The 20,197-nt window shown below is 42.5% G+C and carries 16 protein-coding genes; 10 read left to right on the top strand and 6 right to left on the bottom strand.

Going from position 1 to position 20,197, the window contains the following annotated elements; all coding sequences use genetic code 11:
- Window positions 1-208 precede the first annotated feature (208 nt).
- From BCU57_RS17160 to BCU57_RS17135, 6 genes are all read left to right on the top strand, one after another.
- The gene (locus BCU57_RS17160; protein ID WP_102440083.1) at window positions 209-550 is read left to right on the top strand and encodes a hypothetical protein; all 342 of its coding nucleotides are present in this window, start codon (window positions 209-211) and stop codon (window positions 548-550) included.
- Window positions 551-616: 66 nt separating this feature from the next.
- Window positions 617-2,128 carry a protein adenylyltransferase SelO gene (locus BCU57_RS17155; RefSeq protein WP_102440082.1) on the top strand — a complete coding sequence of 504 codons (1,512 nt, stop codon included), beginning with the start codon at window positions 617-619 and terminating at the stop codon, window positions 2,126-2,128.
- Between the two features lie 47 nt (window positions 2,129-2,175).
- Window positions 2,176-2,499 carry a DUF3630 family protein gene (locus BCU57_RS17150; protein WP_102440081.1) on the top strand — a complete coding sequence of 108 codons (324 nt, stop codon included), beginning with the start codon at window positions 2,176-2,178 and terminating at the stop codon, window positions 2,497-2,499.
- Window positions 2,492-3,604, top strand: coding sequence for a serine/threonine protein kinase (locus tag BCU57_RS17145; protein ID WP_102440080.1), 1,113 nt, complete (start codon window positions 2,492-2,494; stop codon window positions 3,602-3,604). Before BCU57_RS17150 ends, BCU57_RS17145 begins: the two co-directional genes overlap by 8 nt.
- Before the next feature lie 150 nt (window positions 3,605-3,754).
- Window positions 3,755-4,369, top strand: coding sequence for a thiol:disulfide interchange protein DsbA/DsbL (locus BCU57_RS17140; protein ID WP_102440079.1), 615 nt, complete (start codon window positions 3,755-3,757; stop codon window positions 4,367-4,369).
- Window positions 4,370-4,711: 342 nt separating this feature from the next.
- Window positions 4,712-4,924, top strand: coding sequence for a DUF1107 domain-containing protein (locus BCU57_RS17135; RefSeq protein WP_102440077.1), 213 nt, complete (start codon window positions 4,712-4,714; stop codon window positions 4,922-4,924).
- Here the strand turns inward: BCU57_RS17135 and zapB are convergent.
- Window positions 4,921-5,121 carry a cell division protein ZapB gene (gene zapB, locus BCU57_RS17130; protein WP_055026159.1) on the bottom strand — a complete coding sequence of 67 codons (201 nt, stop codon included), beginning with the start codon at window positions 5,119-5,121 and terminating at the stop codon, window positions 4,921-4,923. The two genes, BCU57_RS17135 and zapB, sit on opposite strands and share 4 nt — an antisense overlap.
- A 359-nt stretch (window positions 5,122-5,480) precedes the next feature.
- On the opposite strand from zapB, the gene BCU57_RS17125 reads away from it, so the two are divergent.
- Window positions 5,481-6,572 carry a branched-chain amino acid aminotransferase gene (locus tag BCU57_RS17125; protein WP_102440076.1) on the top strand — a complete coding sequence of 364 codons (1,092 nt, stop codon included), beginning with the start codon at window positions 5,481-5,483 and terminating at the stop codon, window positions 6,570-6,572.
- 104 nt (window positions 6,573-6,676) lie between these two features.
- On the opposite strand, the gene BCU57_RS17120 is transcribed toward BCU57_RS17125, so the two are convergent.
- From BCU57_RS17120 to ilvY, 5 genes are all read right to left on the bottom strand, one after another.
- On the bottom strand, window positions 6,677-11,134 hold the full coding sequence (locus tag BCU57_RS17120; protein WP_277869105.1) for an EAL domain-containing protein: 4,458 nt from the start codon (window positions 11,132-11,134) through the stop codon (window positions 6,677-6,679).
- 380 nt (window positions 11,135-11,514) lie between these two features.
- Window positions 11,515-12,441, bottom strand: coding sequence for an acyltransferase (locus tag BCU57_RS17115; protein WP_102440074.1), 927 nt, complete (start codon window positions 12,439-12,441; stop codon window positions 11,515-11,517).
- Between the two features lie 15 nt (window positions 12,442-12,456).
- The gene (locus tag BCU57_RS17110; RefSeq protein WP_102440073.1) at window positions 12,457-13,344 is read right to left on the bottom strand and encodes an acyltransferase; all 888 of its coding nucleotides are present in this window, start codon (window positions 13,342-13,344) and stop codon (window positions 12,457-12,459) included.
- 127 nt (window positions 13,345-13,471) lie between these two features.
- Entirely contained in the window at window positions 13,472-14,992 is a 1,521-nt protein-coding gene (locus BCU57_RS17105; RefSeq protein ID WP_102440072.1) for a YifB family Mg chelatase-like AAA ATPase, read from the bottom strand.
- Window positions 14,993-15,113: 121 nt separating this feature from the next.
- Entirely contained in the window at window positions 15,114-15,986 is an 873-nt protein-coding gene (ilvY, locus tag BCU57_RS17100) for an HTH-type transcriptional activator IlvY (RefSeq protein ID WP_102440071.1), read from the bottom strand.
- A gap of 213 nt (window positions 15,987-16,199) precedes the next feature.
- Between ilvY and ilvC the strand changes: the two genes are divergently transcribed.
- The 3 genes from ilvC to ilvM all read left to right on the top strand — a co-directional run bounded on the left by ilvC (window position 16,200) and on the right by ilvM (window position 20,191).
- Complete coding sequence (ilvC, locus tag BCU57_RS17095) at window positions 16,200-17,681, top strand: ketol-acid reductoisomerase (RefSeq protein WP_102440070.1); 1,482 nt, start codon at window positions 16,200-16,202, stop codon at window positions 17,679-17,681.
- A gap of 543 nt (window positions 17,682-18,224) precedes the next feature.
- The gene (gene ilvG, locus BCU57_RS17090) at window positions 18,225-19,898 is read left to right on the top strand and encodes an acetolactate synthase 2 catalytic subunit (protein WP_102440069.1); all 1,674 of its coding nucleotides are present in this window, start codon (window positions 18,225-18,227) and stop codon (window positions 19,896-19,898) included.
- Window positions 19,895-20,191: an acetolactate synthase 2 small subunit gene (gene ilvM, locus BCU57_RS17085; RefSeq protein ID WP_076541898.1), complete on the top strand. Its 297-nt coding sequence runs from the start codon at window positions 19,895-19,897 to the stop codon at window positions 20,189-20,191. Before ilvG ends, ilvM begins: the two co-directional genes overlap by 4 nt.
- Window positions 20,192-20,197 lie beyond the last annotated feature (6 nt).

Below are 20,197 nucleotides of genomic sequence, written 5' to 3'. Positions count from 1 at the left end.
AGGTAATTGGCTTTAACCATGATTTAGGTTATTAGGTTTTACCATGATCTAGTACAATGGCACTATCGTATGGAAAAGCGGACTTAGGTTCGCTTTTTTATTGCCCTAAAAGTGTTGAAACTGAATGTAGCTACTGGAATCCTGTAGCTAAATATTGAGATTAAAAGTGCAACTTAGGGTGAAAATAAGCATGCTTAAAGAGGTTTAAATGATGAATCGTAAAATGCGTAATACGCTGTTTTTATTCATGGCTATCATGGGGCTAACCGGCTGTATTCGTACCCCAGAATGGACACTGTTTTATTATGCGGATGAAGCCAAAGCGCCGCAGCAACCCATCAACGCCAAATTTATAGCAGGTTATTACGATACGCTTGAACAATGCCAAGCTAAAGCCAAGGGCATGCTGAGATTAAGCGGCAAAAACAGCCATCAACTGGATGCTAACCAGCTAGAGAATGCCACCGCAATACCGGTTGCCATTGATAAAGGCTATCAATGCAAACAGTTATGCCAAGTCAATGATGACAATGTCATTATCTGTCAATAAAACCTTGCCAGTAGTGAGTTATTAGCCTTCGCCATCAGGCTATTGTAGACCCAAGGAACAGGTTAAATGCAGTTTAAACAGGATTATTTTGAACAACTGGAAGGCTTTTATTCGCAGGTCTATCCATTGCCTATCAGTCAACCCCATTGGCTGGCTTGGAGTGATGACGCCGCCAAATTAATTGGCGCGCAAAGAGGCCAACTTAACGCCCAAGGTGATGATGAATTACTGCTGCAACTGTCAGGTAATCACGCTATGCCTGGGGCAAGTTACTATGCGCAAGTTTACAGTGGCCATCAATTTGGTGGTTATAGCCCACGATTAGGGGACGGGCGCTCAATTATTCTCGGCGAAGCGCAGGCAAACCCTAATGCTACAAGTAAAACAGCTAATAACGCGTCAGCTTGGGATGTGGCCTTAAAAGGGGCTGGGCCAACACCTTATTCTCGCAGTGGTGATGGTCGAGCGGTTATGCGTTCCGCGGTAAGGGAGTTTTTAGCATCCGAGGCCTTGGCGGCATTATCGATTCCGACCACCCGAGCATTAGCGGTGATTGGCTCTGACTTACCGGTATGGCGTGAATCACAAGAAACTGCGGCGATTACAGTGCGTTTAGCCAAAAGCCATATTCGTTTTGGTCACTTTGAGTATTTTTGCCATAGCGACCAAGGTGGTAAAGATAAACTAATTCAGTTACTAAACTTCACCATTAAGCAGCATTACCCGCATTTAACTCAAGATTATCAAGGCTATAAAGCCTGGTTTACCCAAGTAGTAAAAGATACTGCTATTTTAATCGGCCACTGGCAAGCGGTAGGCTTTGCTCATGGGGTACTTAATACTGATAACATGTCGATTCTTGGTGACAGCTTTGATTTTGGCCCATTTGCCTTTTTAGATACTTTTAAAGAAGACTTTATTTGTAATCACTCCGATCCCCAGGGCCGTTATGCCTTTGGTCAGCAACCTGGCATTGGCCTGTGGAACCTGCAACGTTTAGCCCAAGCATTAACGCCCGTCATTGAGTCAGATGATTTAGTGGCTGTGCTGAATACTTATCAAGCTGAGTTAGTGCAGCAATATTTACTGCTCATGCGCGCTAAAATGGGCTTGAGTGTCAGTGAGCAAACCACGGCGCAAGCCCAAGAGCAAGATAAAACCGACTTAGATCTCATTGGCCGATTTTGCCATGTGTTACAGCATAATTTATTGGACTATACCAATACTTTCAGGGCGTTTGGTCAGTTAGACATAACCAGTGTCCACGCCAATATTAGTGATGAGATAATCGATAGACCCAAATTTGACGACTGGTATAAAAGTTATCAGCAGCGGGTTGGAAAGGTTGATGATATTGACCAATGGCAAGCACAGCGTAATAGTGTGAATCCCAAGTATATTTTACGCAACTACTTAGCCCAAGAAGCCATAGTGGCGGTGGAAGAAGGCGACAATAGTAAATTGTTAGAGCTGCATACTCTGTTAACTCAGCCCTATGCTGAGCAACCAGAATTAGACCATTATGCCAATAGACCACCCCAATGGGGACAAGGCTTAATCATGTCTTGTAGTAGCTAGTCAGTCATAGTAACAAGGTATTTAAGCAACTTATTTAAAGGAACATCATGTTATTGCGTTCGGTGCAATTAGATAAAGCCTCGCTGAGCATTTTAATTTCAGCAGAAATAGATTTTGAGCAGTTTGAAGCGTTTGCTGAGCCCTTAGCCTTGGCAATGGATTGTGATATTCGCGATCGCTTATGGGGCGCAGATAGGCACCAATGGCAGCTTAATTTTGAAGGCAGTCAGCTGTGGCTTAACTATGAGTTTTACGGCGATATTTGTTGGATATCAACGGAAGTAGAAGCCGATCTTGAAGTGCTAGAATATTTAATCACCTTGCTACAACCGCTGATCACTGCCAATGCGGTAAAGGATACACATGAATAATGACAATGCTGACAACGACTATCTAGATAATGACGAAGATATCGATAGTCAGGAAAAGTCGGGTAATGTAATAGAACCGGAATCACATCTTAACGATATCGCGCCAAAGGCTAGTGCTGACGAGGCTTGCTTTCATTATCAAGCCTTAACGCCTGATTTAATTCTCGATGCCATTGAGAGTGTTAACATCTATCCTGAAACGGGGTTGCTGGCGTTAAATAGTTACGAAAATCGGGTGTATCAATTTCGCTGCGATCGCGGTAATCGTTATGTGGTGAAGTTTTATCGCCCTCATCGCTGGAGTGATAATCAAATTCAAGAGGAGCATGATTACGCACTCGCGTTAGCTGCTGAAGATATCCCCATTGCAGTACCTGTGATTGTTGAGGGTAAAACCCTGCATGAATTTAAAGGTTATCGTTTTACTTTATTTCCCTCTATTGGTGGCCGCGCATTTGAGGTGGATAACCTTGATCAACTTGAAGCAGTTGGTCGCTTTATTGGCCGGATACATCAATATGCTAGTAAAGAGAGCTTTCAATATCGTGAGCCCTTAAGCTGCCAAATTTTAGGGGATGATGCGCTGCAATATTTACAGCAGTCAGGGCAAGTGCCTGAGGCCATTAGTCAGCAGTTTTTCACTGTCACGCAGCAAGTGTTGGCCAAGGCCAAGTCTGTATTGGCGCAGCATCAATTTCCGACATTACGGCTTCATGGTGATTTGCATCCAGGCAATATTTTATGGACCCCAGATGGCCCTGGTTTTGTTGACTTAGATGATGCTCGCCAAGGCCCTGCGGTGCAAGATATTTGGATGATGCTCACTGGTGATAGAGCCCAACGGTTATTACAGCTAGATGTATTACTTGAAGGCTATGAGGAGTTTTGTGATTTTGACCACAAGCAACTTAAGCTGATTGAGCCGCTGCGGGCATTGAGAATGATCCATTACAATGCCTGGCTAACAAAACGCTGGCAAGATCCTGCTTTTCCAAGGAACTTTCCATGGTTTGGTGATATCAAATACTGGGAACAGCAAACATTAGCGTTTAAAGAGCAACTTTCAGCGCTGGATGAAGAGCCATTAAGCTTGATGAGTTTTTAATTGAGTAATTGGCAAACCATAACGTAGATTGTTACAAATGATCCTGATAAGGTCTTGAGCATAAGAGATAATCTACATTATTATAGATTTAGATAAATTAGCGTTAACTATGCTACGGCATAATTGAGATTGCATACTAAAGGAAACAAGATGAAAAAAGCATTATTAATGGCTGCAGCGTTACTATTAGCCCCAATGGCGGCAACCGCAGCAGACTATAAAGAAGGTGTGCACTACACTGTGATTAACGAAGGCCCAGCCACATCAAAGCCTGAAATTACTGAGTTTTTCTCATTCTTTTGCGGGCATTGTTACAACTTCTCAAAAACTGTAGTACCAAAAATTGAAGCGACCCTTCCAGAAGGTGTGGCTTTTAATCAGGCACACGTTGAGTTTATTGGCGCAGATATGGGCGTAGAAATGTCACGTGCTTTCGCTATTGCTCATCAGCTCAATGTTGAAAAGAAAGTTGAACCAGCTATTTTTGCTGCAATCCATGACAAAAAGCAACGCTTCACCAACTTAAATGATATCCGTATGGTGTTTATTGCTAACGGTGTTGACGGTAAAGATTTTGATGCAGCAGCTAAGTCTTTCATGGTGAATGCGCAAATGTCTAAAATGAAGCGTGATACTCAGAATGCAAAAATTTCTGGTGTGCCTTCGTTAGTGGTTAACGGTAAATACCGTGTTGAGACAGGTGCGATTAAGTCTTACGATGAGCTATTAGACATCGCTTATTACTTAGCGACAGCTGACAAGTAACATGAGGGTTTAACCTCCCACGTGACAAAAGGAGCCAATGGCTCCTTTTTTTGTATCTTTAATTTATTAGTGGCTGAAAAAGAGCAAAAAAAAACCGCATGTTTTAAAATTTGCATTTTAAAACAGTGCGGTGTTGAGCCAATTGGCTCGTTATTTACCCTGAGTAACGAAGTCACTTTACCAAGGTGTCAAAAAAATGGCAAGCGTCATTTTACTGGCTCGTTACATTTTGTTTACATTGAGTTATTTTGAAGCGGAAAAAGATCGATTTTAATGAAACTCTTTTGCGGTTTTTTTGTCCAACTTTGAGTTGTAAAATGAAATATAGCCAAAGGAGTCTCCATGAGAAGGTTTCCGGTATATGCACCTAAACTCATCGTTAAACATGCGCGAATTTTTTTAACTGGGGTGATTTGGGTAAAAGACTTAGGGTGTTTAGAGTTTAGAAAGGGGCGTTTTTTAATGCCGAAAAAAAGCCTGCCAAAAGTAAAGCAGGCTGTTTCTGAGCTTAACCAAATGCTAGTAGCTCAGCATGTTGAAACTAACACAGTTTAGCTTTCGCTATTGAGTAAGCCGACAAGGCCATTCACTTTATCGTTCCAAGAGTTTAGGTCTTGTTGCAATTGCTGATTAGTCTCAGTCAATTGAGCATTCTTTTGCTTCTCTTCTTCAAGCTCCATTTTTAGTAGCTCTGCATTTTCAAGAGTTGCCTGGATTTTGGCTTCCAGTTGGGACAGTAATTCAAGGCTCATATCGGGAGTCCTAATAGTTTCTGGATGGAATGCTGATTCTAGCAGTGACTGGGGTTTAAGGAATAGCCAAATTCGTTAAGTGGTTAAAAAAAGAACGACTTTGGCTACTATTTTGTAAGCTTTATCCATCTGTCAGTGTGAGTGGCTTGTTTTAAGCTAAAAACCGCCACATCCTGTGCTTTTTCAGTGAAATGATAAAACTTTATTTGTTGCGGTTTACCATGCTTTAACGGCTAATTTTATGGTTTTAATTATTGTGAACTTCGATTGACGCTTAATTGTGCTCCACTTTATCCATTTGCTTGACATTACATCTGATGATTCATAGTCTGCTAGCATTGTTTTTAAGGTGGTAGCAAATGGACATCAAATATAATTTAAAAGCGGCATCGTCGCGTCGTACTGAGCAGTTTAAACCAGAAGGCAATGTAGGCTTTGGTAATCTCAGAACCGATCATATGTTTTTAATGGATTATCGAGATGGCCAGTGGTGTGACCCTCGCATTGAGCCTTATGCGCCGTTTGAAATGGCCCCGGGCGCCATTGCGCTTCATTATGGTCAGTCCATCTTTGAAGGTGCTAAAGCGTTTAAGCATGACGATGGTGAAATCTACACCTTTAGACTGGATAAGAATGCCCAACGTTTAAATACCTCTGCAGATATCTTATGTATTCCTAACCTTGCTGAAGACATTCAACTGCAAGCCATTAATGCGCTTATTGATGTCGATAGGCTGTGGTTTCCAATGCAAGATGGCGCATGTTTATATATTCGGCCTTTTATTTTTGCTACCGAAGATCGTTTATCAGTGAGCCCAAGCTTGAACTTTACTTTCTGCGTGATCTTAAGCCCAAGTGGTGCTTATTACGCTGATGGGGTGAATAAAGCGATTCGATTACTGATCAGTAAAAAATTCCACCGCGCGGTATCAGGCGGCACGGGGGCATCAAAAGCGGCCGGTAATTACGCAGCATCGTTAAGAGCGGGGCAAGCCGCTGCTGAATATGGCGCTGCCCAAGTGTTATATCTTGATGCGAACAACAAGCAGATTGAGGAAGTGGGCGCAATGAACCACTTCCATATCCTCAAAGATGGCACTGTAATTATCCCGACGTTTACTGACACTATCTTAAAGTCCATTACCTCGCAATCTATGCTAGAAATTGGCCATTTATTGGGATGTGAAGTGCGCCAAGAAACCATTATGCTGGACAAATTTATCGCAGATATCGAAGCCGGTGAAATTGTTGAAGCGGGCGGATTTGGTACTGCAGCCGTGGTATCGCCAGTGGGCTCGTACATCTTTGAAGATGGCCGTATTGTTACAGTTGGTGATGGTGAAGTTGGCCCTTGCATCAAGCGTATTTATCAAATATTTACCCAACTGCAAAAAGGTGAGCTTGAAGGACCTGAAGGCTGGGTTAAGCGTGTTGAGCGTGTCGCGCCATAGCTAAACTGAATAAATTCAGACAATAAAAAAGGCTCATTTGAGCCTTTTTTATTGCTTGGAGTATAGGGTTTAGCTGTGTCGATTTTTATTGAATCGCTTTAATGCTATGCTAGTTTTTCCTGCTGGTTATCTAATCTTAGCCTTGCTAAACAGTCCTCAGCAGTCAGTGGTTTACTGAGTAAAAAGCCCTGCACTTGATCGCAGCCTTCATGCTTTAAGAAGTCAAATTGCGCCTCAGTTTCAACGCCTTCTGCCACGACATTGAGTTCAAGGCTGTGGGCCAGAGTAATAATGGCGCTGGTAATAGCGGCATCATCAGGATCATCAATAATATCGCGGACAAATTCTCTATCAACTTTCAAGGTATCGATAGGGAAGCGCTTTAAGTAACTTAAACTTGAGTAACCAGTACCAAAGTCATCAATGGCAATGGTAAGGCCTAGGGCTTTTAGCTGGGCTAATACTGTGACTGAGTCTTGCGGGTTACCCATGATCATCGACTCTGTCAGCTCTAACTCCAGAGCGCTGGCGGGTAACCCTGATACCGCAAGGGCCACTTCAATAGTGGAAATAATATCGGCTTTAAGTTGTCTTGCTGATAAGTTAACAGCCACAGAAATATGCTCAAAGCCTTGTTGATGCCATTCAGCTAATTGATTGCAGGCCTGATCAATGGCCCAATGGCCAATGCCGTTAATCATCCCGGTTTCTTCCGCTAACGGAATAAATTCCACTGGTGAGATAAATCCAAGGGTTTTACTTTCCCAGCGCAGTAGGGCTTCAACGCCAATAATCCGCTTGGTTTTAATGTCAAACTTGGGCTGATATACCAGATACATTTCATTATTTTGAATCGCCTGTTTAAGGCCTGCCTCAAGCTCTACATGACGGGTGGCATATTGGTTTAAATCTTCAGTGTAAAACTGGAAGTTATTACGCCCTAAAGATTTAGCATGGTACATGGCAGTATCTGCATATTTAATTAATGAGGTACTGTCGCTGGCATCATTAGGGTACAAACTAATGCCGATAGAAGGTGATACGGTAATATTTTTATCATCCAATAAGAACGGACTCTTAAAGGCGTTTAATACTTTTTCTGCCACAACAGCAGCAGATTTTATTTTGCTGAGCCCTTCAAGAATAATGGTAAATTCATCGCCACCGAGACGAGCAACAGTATCGCCATCGCGCACCGAGTTTTGCAATCGAATCGCCACCGCTTTTAATAATAAATCCCCCACATGATGACCCATGGAGTCATTAATGTGCTTAAAGCGGTCTAAATCCAAAAAGAATAATGCCACAATGTCTTTTGAACGATGGGCTTTGGTTATGGCTTGATTAAGCCTATCTTGAAATAGGGTGCGGTTTGGTAACCCTGTTAGTGGATCGAAATTGGCTAATATGCGTAAATCTTCTTCGGCCTTTTTACGGGAAGTGATATCAGTAAATACCGCAACAAAGTGGCTCGTTTCACCTTTAGTATCGATGACCTGATTGATCTCCAGCCATGCCAGAATGCTTTTTTTATTTTTAGTGCGGATATTAATCTCACCCGCCCAATGTTTTTTTCGTAACAGCTGTAATTCAACGTTATGATAAAAGGATCGAGACTGTTTACCATAAGCTAAATACAGGAAGTGTTTACCTACAATGGCTTTATGGTCAAAGCCGGTAATACGACTAAACGCAGGGTTTACCGTGCGAATACGGTAATCCAGTTCGCCAACCACTACGGCTTCATTCATGCTGTGTAACACTTGGCTTGAGAGTTTTAACTCATTTTCAGTTTCTTTTCTGACGGTGATATCTTTATGAGTTCCCGCCATGCGAACCGGTTTATCTTGTTGATCCCACTCAACGACCTTACCGCGATCAATTAACCATATCCATTTACCTGGCTGCTTCTCTACTCGGTATTCTGCCTCAAAAAATTCTGCTTTCCCGGCTAAATGGTCATTTAGCTGTTGAGTCACGCGGGCTTTATCTTCTGGGTGGATATGAGTGATCAGTGCTTGATCGTCATCTGCTACTACCCGTTGTGAGGGCACGGTATTGGTGCGGTAAACTTTATTGTCGCGGATATTCCAGTCCCACATACCGTCGCCAGAAGCCCATAATGCTAGCTTTAAACGTTCTTCTGAAGCGCGGATACTGATTTCAAACTCACGTTGTTTTTCACGCTTTAATTGCTTTAGGTATATGAAAAACGTCATTAGCAACATCATCGCAATGCCATAAACTACGTAAGCGCCTTTACTTAGGTAAAATGGCGGCACCACAGTAAATTTGATACTAAAAGGCGGCTCTGTGTAGGGGTTATCAGTGAGGGTCGAGCGCACTAACAGCTCAAACTTTTTCGGCGGCAAATTGCTAAAACTGATGTCATTTGATTGATTTAACTCAACCCAATCATCATTGTGACCGACTAATTTGTAACTCAGTTGCTGTAACCCAGGGTAATTAAAATTCAGTGTACTGACAGTAAAACCAATGGTTTTATCAGAGTAGGGCATTTGTAATGCTGGTGGCTGTTGCAAATTTAATAATGGAAAATGCTGCTCACCCAAATGATAACTGGTTAGGGCTATTCTAGTGTTAGGTCTTTTAGCTGGAACCAATAGTGGATTAAATTGATTTATGCCATTAACGCCGCCAAACCACAGCTGGCCATCAGTATCGTTAAATTTAACCCCGCCGTTAAACTCCGCAGCTTGCACTCCATCAAAGGGGTTGAAGAACATATACTCTAAACTAGTCGATACTCTGGCGATACCAGAATTGGTACTAAGCCACAGGTTTTGAGCATCGTCTTCTAACATGGCATAAACCGTGTGCTGCTTTAACGGTTCACTTAAGGGCTCAAATTGCAGTTGGTTATTGCTGGTTTCGATAATTTTATCGACACCACTATGGGTTGCCATGAAAAAATCCCCAGCATCAGTGACGATAAAATCTCTAATACGATTATCACTGAGTGTGCTAGTGTCGGCTGCTTGGCGACTTTTGAGAATGAGTTCTTGTGTGTCAGGTTTTAGTCTGACTAAGCCTGCCATTGTGCCGAGCCACAGGCTGTTGTTATGGTAAGTAAGGGACAATATTGGGCGCTTACTGGGGACAAATTCAGTCTGAAAATCAAAATTGTATTGATGAATAACCTCTTCACCTGGCAATACAAAATATAAGCCGTAGTTACTAGCAATCCAAAGTCGGCCGCTATCATCTTGAGCAAATTTACGGATCAGCAGCGAGTCTGAAGCGCTATTATCAGCTAAAGGCACAAATGACAGCTGCTGATCTGGCGTTAATTGTGCCAGCCCGTGATTAGTACCAAACCACAGATTACCGTCTTGGGTTTGGGTGATGGCATGTACAGTTAACGGGTACTCTGCTTCATGTACATTAAGGGCCTGAGCAAATAGGTCGTTGTAGTAATAAAAACTACCTTGCTGCTCATCAAATAGTTTTAAGCCTGCGCTTTCAGTGCCAATCCATAAACGCTGCTGATCATCACGAAAAATCGCCCGGATCATATTGGCCATTTTAGGCTTGCTAGGATGGAGTTCGTAAATATGGTTAAAATACACTTGATTGAGGTTAAGCTTATTAATTCCTGAGTAGCGAGTGCCTAACCATAGGTTACCGTCTTCTGCGAGCATGATGCTTTGTAGATTGTCTTCGCTAATAGATTGGCGACTATTGGGATCGTATTTATGGATGCGGCTGCGCCATGTATCACCAATTAAATCCAATTGAATTAACCCAGCGTTTGCGCCAATGGCCCATATTTGTTTATCACCATTGATGACAAAGTCTTTTATTTGATTGTATTTTTTAGTTTGGTTATTGATCCAAATTGTGGTTTGTTCGCCGCTAATCAGATCGTAGCTGATCAGTCGATTGCTAATCGCTAACCACACTGCGCTTTTATCGTGACTGGTTTTTATACTATTGACCCGCAGGTTGGGTGGGATATCTAAGCGGATAATGTTGTTGCTATCAATGGCGTAAGTGCCACTGGCTTGGGTGCCAACAAAAATATATTTGTCATCGATATTGGCGATACTGGTGATATGAGGATCGATAGCATTATTTAAGCTTATTTTTGCTATTTTATTGGTATGCAGTGATAGGGTGAATAAACCTGATTGAGTCCCTATCCACAAACTATTATCAATTAACGTGAGTTTAGTTAGCTTTAAGTCTGTTAACCCTTGGGCACTCCCAAAATGAGTAAACTCACCATTACTGAGGTTTAAACGGCTGAGTCCTTGGGAAAAGGTTGCCACCCATAAGTCACTATCAGATGATTGCAATATATCGGTAATGTAATTGCCGGCAATACTGGTGGGATTATTACCGTCGTTAACAAACACATCAAATTGAATGCCGTTATAACTGTGTAAGCCATCTTGAGTGCCAACCCATAACATGCCTGAGCTATCTTTGAACAGTTTAGTGACAGAGTTTTGATTTAAGTCGTTAGAGGCTTCAAATTGTTCAAACGCTAACAGGTGATTGTCATTAAGTGGGCTAATTGCATAGACGGAAGCTGACATTGAGGTGAAGAGCACCAAAATGCATAAGCATGTTTTCAAGGCTAAGGAAAAACGTAAATTCAATCTGCACCTGTAATAATTATAATGGGTAAAGAATGATGCCAAATTGCACATTGTTAATTAATATCTAATTTATAAACATGCTTACAACAGGGCGTACCGCTAGTTTATTTGTATATGTTGCCAGCGATTTAAAGTTTTTATTGTTGAATTATAACCATATTACGCGAGTAATATAGTTTTTTTCAAATTACATTTAAGTTTGCTGATTTTATGCTTGTTGAGAAACTGTTGTTGGCTTAACTGTTTTGATGAAGCTTGTTGGTTTAAAAACAAAAAACACGCAATTAAGCGTGTTTTTAGGCTGATTTTAAACAGTACTATTTGGGCGTAGATGTGTCATTAAGGTATTTTTTATAAATACCATCTAACTGCTGATCCTTCTCGAACCAAACTTGGTTTAACCAGCGCTGAAATTCAACTCGGGTTTCAGGATTAGAGAAATAATCTTCAGCATCCACTTTAGGTACTGGCATTTGCTCAATTCTGACCACAATTTTTTTAACACGCCCAGACATGACCTCATACAAAGCGCCTTTCTCTGTGTCAGCATCAGGATAAGCTAAGGTCATGTTAAGTAACCCAGTAAATTGCTCGCCCATTGCCGAAAGGGTAAAGGCAATGCCGCCAGCCTTTGGCCTTAACAAATGTTTATAAGGCGACTGTTGGCGCTTGTGTTTATCTGCAGTAAAACGGCTGCCTTCCACATAATTAATAATTGATGTTGGGAAATGCTTAAATTTTTCACATGCCTTGCGGGTGGTTTGTAAATCTTTACCCTTAAGTTTTGGATTCTTCTTGAGCTTAGCAGGGCTAGTTCGGTTCATGAACGGCATATCTAATGCCCAGCAGCCTAAACCCAGAAAGGGCACAAAGATTAGCTCTTTTTTAAGGAAAAACTTCAACATAGGAATATGGTTACGCAAGATATAGGTTTGCGCTGCAATATCAAAGCCACTGACATGGTTACTGATCAACAAATACCAGCCGCGTTCATCCAGGCCTTCAAGCCCCTCAATATCCCACTCTATTTTAGCAATGAGAAATAAAATACCGCCATTACAGCTTGCCCATGCCCACATAAAGCGGTTCATTAAGCGAGTAAGTGCGTTTCTTGCTGCAACTACAGGAACGACCAGCTTAATGACGCCACCAATACTAATGAGACCTGCCCATAGTGTGGTATTGATGATCAATAAACTGCTACTAATAAAAAAGATGACTGGACCTGGTAAAAAACCTAGCATGTAGCTAAATACCTCTTATTTGTTTTCTTCAGCCATAATGCTGATTTTTTTATCTTTTTCTTGCCAAAGTTGATTTAACTGAGACTGAAAATCAATTTTAAACTGCCTATCATTACTATAGTCACCTTTTAAGGTCGCTGGGATATCAGAGATGTGAATATCGACATAAACCTCAGTTAACTCGCCGCAAATATACTCCCAGTAGCTTGGCACTTTATTAGGGTAGTAAATGGTGACATTAACTAACTTGTTGATGTGTTCACCCATAGCATCTAAAGCAAAGGCCATTCCACCGGCTTTGGGCTTCAGCAAGTGCTGAAAAGGCGAAGCTTGCTTTTGGTGTTTTTGCGGATGAAAACGGGTGCCTTCAACGAAATTCATCACGCTGACAGGCTTATGCTTAAATTTGTTGCACGACTTACGGGTAATCTCAATGTCTTTACCTTTAAGTTTTGGGTTCTTTTTCAATTGTGCTGTCGAATAACGACGCATAAAGGGAAAGTCTAACGCCCACCAAGCAAGCCCTAATATGGGAACAAATATGAGCTCTTGTTTTAAAAAAAACTTTAAAAATGGGATCTTACGATTAAAAACACGCTGAAGTACTAAAATATCGACCCATGACTGGTGGTTAGCTATAACCATGTACCATTCTTTTTCAGAAAACTGATCATCACCGCTTAGTTTTATGGTAACGGGATGAAAAATGGCTTCGATAACACCATTAACACTGATCCACGCACTGGCACAGTTATCTAAAATATAACTGCATATTTTACGAATAACATTAATGGGTAATAGTTTGAAAATACTAAAAATTAGAATGGGTGTAACCCAGACGATCGTATTTATGACATAGCAAATAAATGCTATAGATCCTTTAATTTTTGCTAACAGCGGCATCTAGCTCTCCTGTAAATGGAAGCTTATGTTACTCCGTGATAGCCTTCGGCTCAATCCACTGAACAATAATATCGAAACTTTTTGTGATTTTTCAGGTAATCACTCGATATTTTAATGCGTTAGCTATTTATTGTTGGCTCAAACGGTTCATTAACCTGTCCATTGCCCTGTAGCCAAGTGCTTGTGCTATATGCCTTCTTTCGGTGGTTTCAGACTGTTGCAAGTCTGCAATGGTGCGTGACACCCGCTGAATTCGATGGAAACTTCTGACGGATAAGCCCAATTGTTGAATACTCTGTTCGAGAAACTCTAAATCGCTTTGGCTCATGGCTAAGTGTTGTTTCAATTGGGTTGGGCTTAACTGGCAATTAATCACGCCTGCACGGCTGAGTTGTTTTTCCCGCGCTAGCTGCACTCGCTTAGCAATGGATTGGCTACTTTCGCCTATTTCTTGGGTTTGCGTTAAGGTGCCTGCAGGCAGTTTAGGGACTTCTATCGTGAGATCGAATCTATCTAAAAATGGCCCTGATAAACGGGATAAGTAACGTTGAATTTGGTCAGGCGTTGCGCGAGAGTTTTCAACATCACCGCAAGGGCTAGGGTTCATCGCCGCGATGAGTTGAAAGCGACTAGAAAAGGTTACTTTGGCGGCAGCCCGAGAGATAACCACTTCACCAGACTCCATTGGCTCACGCAGGCAATCTAATACTTTGCGAGGGAATTCCGCAATTTCATCAAGAAATAAAATGCCTCTATGGGCTAAGGATATTTCCCCAGGTTTTGGCACGCTGCCTCCGCCCACTAAGGATATTGATGAACACGTATGATGTGGCGCTCGAAAAGGCCGCTCTAAAAAGGCTTGGGGTTTAATATTAAGTCCTGCAACCGAATGAATCGCAGCAACATCAATGGCCTCTTCATAGGTAAGCTTGGGCAGTAGCGGGATTATCCGATTGGCCAGCATACTTTTACCTGTACCGGGCGGACCAATAAATAGGGTGTTGTGACCACCTGCCGCTGCGATTTCCAGCCCTTGCTTAGCTTGGTATTGACCAATCACTTCGCTGAGGCAGAGTGCGTTTTCTGCTAAAGGTTCTTCAAACCATTCCAATTGCTGATCAACCAGTGGTAATTTTGCTTGGCCGTGCATAAAGGCTGCGAGGTTTTGCAAGTGAGCGACTAAGTGGGTTTGCGGGTAACCCACTAACTCTGCTTCATGGCGGTTATCTAAAGGGATGAATAATTCATGCTGTTGATTTTTAGCGGCAATAATAGCGGGCAGAATACCAATGCAGGGCCTTACTTGTCCTGACAAGGCTAGCTCACCAATAAACTCACATTGGGCTAACTGGGTATTAGGAATTTGCCCCGAGGCGGCCAAAATACCAATGGCGATAGGCAAATCATAACGGCCACCTTGCTTGGGTAAATCAGCTGGAGCCAAATTGACCGTTATTCGCTGCATGGGGAATTCAAAACCAGCGTTTATTAAGGCACTACGGACTCGCTCTCTGGCTTCTTTTACTGAGGTTTCAGGTAACCCCACTAAATTAAACGCAGGCAAACCATTACTAAGATGTACTTCGACAGTGACTTTAGGCGCTTCTACGCCGCAACAAGCGCGGGTGTTTACACAGGCAATAGCCATTAACAAATCCTTTTGTTTTGTGTGCTGGAATTTAGTAACTATTTAGTTAGTTTTTAAGCTTTCTAAGTGTAGCAGCTAAAATCAACAGTGCGATTTTAGCTGCTGTTGATATTTGAGAGGCTTAAATAACTTCAAGAAAGGCTTTTAAAATAGGTTCTTGAGTGCGTTTTTCTTTGCAGCAACAACCTAATTGAAAGGGGGCGATATCTTGTGGTGATTCAAGCCGCTGTAAGCGTTCTCGCACTGGGCTATTTTCGACTACCACATCAGGACTAATACTGACGCCACAGCCCAAGGCCACCATCGAGGTTATTGCCTCTTGCCCCGAGACTTGCGCATAAATATTGGGCTTGAAGCCCATGGCTTTAAACCAATTATCAGCGCGGCGTCTGCCAGGCCCATGGTCGGGGACAATAAAAGGCAGCTGCGCCCAGTCTATGGGTTGTTGCTTAATCATGCTTTGGGCTTGGCATTTTATGGTGGGCGCATATAGATGCAGCGGCACTTGGCCGATTTCTTCAAAATGTAGGCTTGCAGGCAATGAGTCTGGCAAGGCGATAATGGCAACATCGGCGCGATTATGTTGGATCTCTGCTACTGCATTGGCCGCATCCCCCGTGTTCAAGGTAATTTCCACATGAGGGTGCTCACGTCTAAAGCGGTCAAGCAATGCAGGTAGGTGACTGTATGCGGCAGTGACTGAGCAATATAAGTTGATACGACCGTGAAGTAAGGGCTGCTCGGGGTCAATGCGGCTTTTCAAACTTAACCACTCAGCTAAGGTGTGTTCGGCAAATTGCTTAAATTCATTGCCCGCATGGGTAATGCTGACACTGCGATTGTCCCGCTCAAACAATTTACAACCCACTTCTTCTTCAAGGCGCTGCAATGCGCGGCTTAATGTTGACGGGCTCACATGGGTTTGCTGGGCTGTTTTGCCAAAATGCAGGCTGTCGCATAAGTGTAAATACAGTTTTAATGCACGAATATCCATGTTGTAGCCTTAATAAAATCAGTGTCTTGAAATCAATTTGTTCAGATATGCGGGATATATCAATAACGTTGCAAAAAGTGAAACGTAGTGTGCCGAATATATCATTTTGAGCAATCATGAGCTTACGCTATAGTGATCTCAATCACAACTTCTGGATAGTTTGGCTGCCAGAATGGAGTGTCTCAAATTTCTGAATTAAAGGTGGTATCTCAGATGGCTAACTATTTTAACTCTCTGAATTTACGTCAACAATTAGCTCAATTAGCACAATGCCGCTTTATGGATCGTACTGAGTTTAGCGACGGTTGTAGTTTTATTAAAGATTGGAATATCGTGATCTTAGGTTGTGGGGCACAAGGCCTAAACCAAGGTCTGAATATGCGTGACTCAGGCTTGAATATCTCTTTTGCATTACGTCCGCAAGCGATTGCTGAGAAACGTGCATCATGGAAGCAAGCAACTGATAACGGTTTTAAAGTAGGCACTTTCGAAGAGCTTGTTCCTGCTGCTGATTTAGTGCTTAACCTAACACCTGATAAACAGCATTCAAATGTTGTTAATGCAGTAATGCCATTGATGAAAGAAGGTGCCACATTATCTTACTCTCACGGTTTTAATATCGTTGAAGAAGGTATGCAGATTCGTTCTGATATCACTGTTGTTATGGTTGCGCCTAAGTGTCCAGGTACTGAAGTACGTGAAGAATACAAACGCGGTTTTGGTGTCCCAACACTGATAGCGGTTCACCCTGAAAATGACCCGAAAGGTGATGGCCTTGCCATTGCTAAAGCTTATGCAAGTGCAACTGGTGGCGACCGAGCGGGTGTTTTATTGTCATCATTCATTGCAGAAGTTAAGTCTGACTTAATGGGCGAGCAAACAATTCTTTGTGGCATGTTGCAAACCGGCGCCATTCTTGGTTATGAAAAAATGGTCGCTGACGGTGTTGAGCCAGGTTATGCAAGTAAGTTAATTCAGCAAGGATGGGAAACTGTCACTGAAGCACTTAAGCATGGCGGCATCACTAACATGATGGATCGTTTATCAAACCCTGCCAAAGTGAAGGCGTTTGAAGTTGCTGAAGAGTTGAAAGAAATTCTTCAACCATTATTTGAAAAGCACATGGATGACATTATTAGTGGTGAGTTCTCTCGCACTATGATGGCAGATTGGGCCAATGACGATGCAAACTTACTTCGTTGGAGAGCAGAAACCAACGAAACAGCATTCGAAAATTCACCAGTATCAGATGAACACATCGATGAGCAAACGTATTTTGACCAAGGTATCTTCTTAGTTGCCATGATCAAAGCCGGTGTAGAGCTAGCGTTCGATACCATGGTTGCAGCAGGTATTATTGAAGAGTCAGCTTATTACGAATCACTACATGAAACGCCATTGATTGCTAACACCATTGCACGCAAACGTTTATATGAAATGAACGTAGTTATTTCAGATACTGCTGAATACGGTTGTTACTTGTTTAACTATGCAGCGGTGCCGCTATTACGTGACTACGTAAAAGCAATGTCACCAGAGTTATTAGGTGCTGGTTTAGCTGCGGGTTCAAATAGCGTTGATAACAAGCGCTTAATTGAAGTGAATGAAGCGATTCGTCATACCGATGTTGAGTTTGTCGGTGCAGAATTACGCGGTTACATGACTGATATGAAAGGTATTGTTGAAGCTAACTAATTTTTGTTGATTGTGTTGTGAAGTACCTGTTCAGCTACGTTTTCGGGCAGGCATCAAACTTTTGTAAAGTTAAAACTTGCATAAAGTAGAAACAATCAATCAAAAGCTTAGGCTGGTTATCACGGATTTGTGTTGACCATCATAGCTTTAGATTTTGTTGTTGTTTGCATTGTCTCGGCAGGGAAGCTGAATTTTTTTTGACAACACAATTTTATGTTGTGTTTATAAATCGCTTTATGGTACTCCTATAAAGGATGAATTATAAACAGTCTGGCAAAGTGCGAGACCTTATAGCAACATTAACAAATATTTTTTAAGACATTTTTAGGATTCAGTCATTTATGTTTAACCAAGCTGCCCAGCTCATTATTGTGATTATTACCGTCGTGATTATTAAATCACCGCGGGGGTGGAGTTTGGCAAAAAGACTGAGTTAGAAAGTCAACATTTGCAAAAACCCCCGCTCCGAAAGGAACGGGGGTTTTTTAGTTTTAGGGCTGCAAATACTGGGCACATTAACAATACAGAGCGTGAGAGATGCATATGGAATCAGGGCAAAAAATGAGAGGCGCGGACGCAGTCATTAAAGTATTGGCCGCACATGGTGCAACCACAGTATTTGGTTACCCAGGTGGCGCTATTATGCCAATTTATGATGCTCTGTATGGTAGCCCTGTTACCCACCTGCTGAGTCGCCATGAGCAAGGCGCTGCATTTGCCGCTGTGGGTTATGCTAGAGCCAGCGGTAAAACGGGAGTCTGTTTTGCCACATCAGGCCCAGGTGCGACTAATTTAATCACCTCGCTTGCTGATGCATTACTGGATTCTGTGCCTTTGGTGGCGATTACAGGCCAAGTGTCAACGGCAGTGATTGGCACCGATGCTTTTCAAGAAATTGATGTTCTTGGTATGTCATTATCGTGCACCAAACACAGCTTTATGGTGACGGATATCAATGAGCTTATCCCGACGCTTTATAAAGCCTTTGAAATTGCCGCATCTGGCAGACCCGGCCCTGTGTTAGTTGATATTCCCAAAGATATCCAAATAGCTGAGCTTGAATACAAAACTCCAATACTCAGCTTTACTGAAGAACCCGCAGCTGAGCTAAGCGCGATAGATGCTGCTAAAGCTTTAATACAACAAGCTAAAAAGCCTATTTTGTATGTTGGCGGCGGGGTAGGTATGGCGGGCGCAGTTGATCATTTACGTCAATTTATCAATGAAACGGGTATGCCTTCAGTGGCGACCTTAAAAGGTCTTGGTAGTATTGAACATGGCTGCAAAGGTTACTTAGGTATGCTCGGTATGCATGGTGGTAAAGCGGCAAACTTAGCCGTGCAAGCCTGTGATTTATTGATTGTCGTTGGCGCAAGATTTGATGATCGGGTCACCGGGCGATTAGCCACCTTCGCTCAAGATGCCAAAGTGCTGCACCTTGATATCGATATCGCAGAAATCAATAAGCTCCGCCAAGCTGATGTATCTATTTCAGCAGATTTAAGACAGGTATTACCCGCGTTATCGATGTCGCTTTCATTAGCGCCATGGCAGCAAGAAATTGAAGATTTATTTCAGCAACACCAATGGGATTATCAACATCCGGGTGAATTGATTTATGCTCCAGCAATGTTACGTCGACTAGCAAACAAATTACCAGAAGACAGTGTTGTCAGCTGCGATGTGGGCCAACACCAAATGTGGGTGGCACAGCATATGTGGTTTCGCCGTCCTGAAGATCATTTATCCAGTGCAGGTCTTGGCACTATGGGCTTTGGTTTACCCGCGGCTATTGGCGCACAAGTGGCGCGTCCAAATGCCACAGTGGTGACGGTATCTGGTGATGGTTCATTTATGATGAACGTTCAAGAGCTCACCACAATTAAGCGCCGCAAATTGCCGGTAAAAATTTTACTGATTGATAATCAAAAATTGGGCATGGTTAAGCAGTGGCAACAACTGTTTTTTGAACAACGTTATAGCGAAACCGATTTATCAGATAACCCAGACTTTGTCTTAATGGCATCAGCATTTGATATTCCAGGGAAAACAATTCGTCGCGCTGACCAAGTCGAAGCAGCGTTAGATGAAATGCTAAGTACCCCAGGACCTTTTATGCTGCATGTGTCCATTGATGATGCGTTTAACGTGTGGCCATTGGTTCCGCCAGGGGCATGTAATAGCGACATGATGGATCAAATGGAGAAACAAACATGATGCATTCAGTTGAATTAACCTTACACAACCAACCAGAAGTGCTGGAGCGAGTGCTAAGAGTGACCCGTCATCGTGGTTTTAGCATTATCAATATGAATATGCAGCTCAACGAAGCAGGTACCGTCACGCTGCATTTTGATGTCAAAAGTGAGCGAGTGATTGAATTGCTTACCCATCAATTAAATAAACTCATTGATGTCATCGATTGCCAAGCAGTGACTGTGCCTGCCGCTATCGATGTTAATACACCAATATTCGCAGCAGCTAGTCAAAAGACGACCGCGCAAGCATAAACAATT

The organism is Shewanella sp. 10N.286.48.B5 (genome assembly GCF_002874355.2).
Classification (GTDB): Bacteria; Pseudomonadota; Gammaproteobacteria; order Enterobacterales; family Shewanellaceae; genus Shewanella.
Note: the sequence above shows the minus strand (reverse complement) of the source record. Positions and strands in the feature narration are given on the sequence as shown.

Bases quoted from the DNA above. Each gene is read 5' to 3' on its own strand.
- BCU57_RS17160 (WP_102440083.1), top strand. From the start codon at position 209: ATGATGAATCGTAAAATGCGTAATACGCTGTTTTTATTCATGGCTATC.
- BCU57_RS17155 (WP_102440082.1), top strand. From the start codon at position 617: ATGCAGTTTAAACAGGATTATTTTGAACAACTGGAAGGCTTTTATTCG.
- BCU57_RS17150 (WP_102440081.1), top strand. From the start codon at position 2,176: ATGTTATTGCGTTCGGTGCAATTAGATAAAGCCTCGCTGAGCATTTTA.
- BCU57_RS17145 (WP_102440080.1), top strand. From the start codon at position 2,492: ATGAATAATGACAATGCTGACAACGACTATCTAGATAATGACGAAGAT.
- BCU57_RS17140 (WP_102440079.1), top strand. From the start codon at position 3,755: ATGAAAAAAGCATTATTAATGGCTGCAGCGTTACTATTAGCCCCAATG.
- BCU57_RS17135 (WP_102440077.1), top strand. From the start codon at position 4,712: ATGAGAAGGTTTCCGGTATATGCACCTAAACTCATCGTTAAACATGCG.
- zapB (WP_055026159.1), bottom strand. From the start codon at position 5,121: ATGAGCCTTGAATTACTGTCCCAACTGGAAGCCAAAATCCAGGCAACT.
- BCU57_RS17125 (WP_102440076.1), top strand. From the start codon at position 5,481: ATGGACATCAAATATAATTTAAAAGCGGCATCGTCGCGTCGTACTGAG.
- BCU57_RS17120 (WP_277869105.1), bottom strand. From the start codon at position 11,134: ATGTCAGCTTCCGTCTATGCAATTAGCCCACTTAATGACAATCACCTG.
- BCU57_RS17115 (WP_102440074.1), bottom strand. From the start codon at position 12,441: ATGCTAGGTTTTTTACCAGGTCCAGTCATCTTTTTTATTAGTAGCAGT.
- BCU57_RS17110 (WP_102440073.1), bottom strand. From the start codon at position 13,344: ATGCCGCTGTTAGCAAAAATTAAAGGATCTATAGCATTTATTTGCTAT.
- BCU57_RS17105 (WP_102440072.1), bottom strand. From the start codon at position 14,992: ATGGCTATTGCCTGTGTAAACACCCGCGCTTGTTGCGGCGTAGAAGCG.
- ilvY (WP_102440071.1), bottom strand. From the start codon at position 15,986: ATGGATATTCGTGCATTAAAACTGTATTTACACTTATGCGACAGCCTG.
- ilvC (WP_102440070.1), top strand. From the start codon at position 16,200: ATGGCTAACTATTTTAACTCTCTGAATTTACGTCAACAATTAGCTCAA.
- ilvG (WP_102440069.1), top strand. From the start codon at position 18,225: ATGGAATCAGGGCAAAAAATGAGAGGCGCGGACGCAGTCATTAAAGTA.
- ilvM (WP_076541898.1), top strand. From the start codon at position 19,895: ATGATGCATTCAGTTGAATTAACCTTACACAACCAACCAGAAGTGCTG.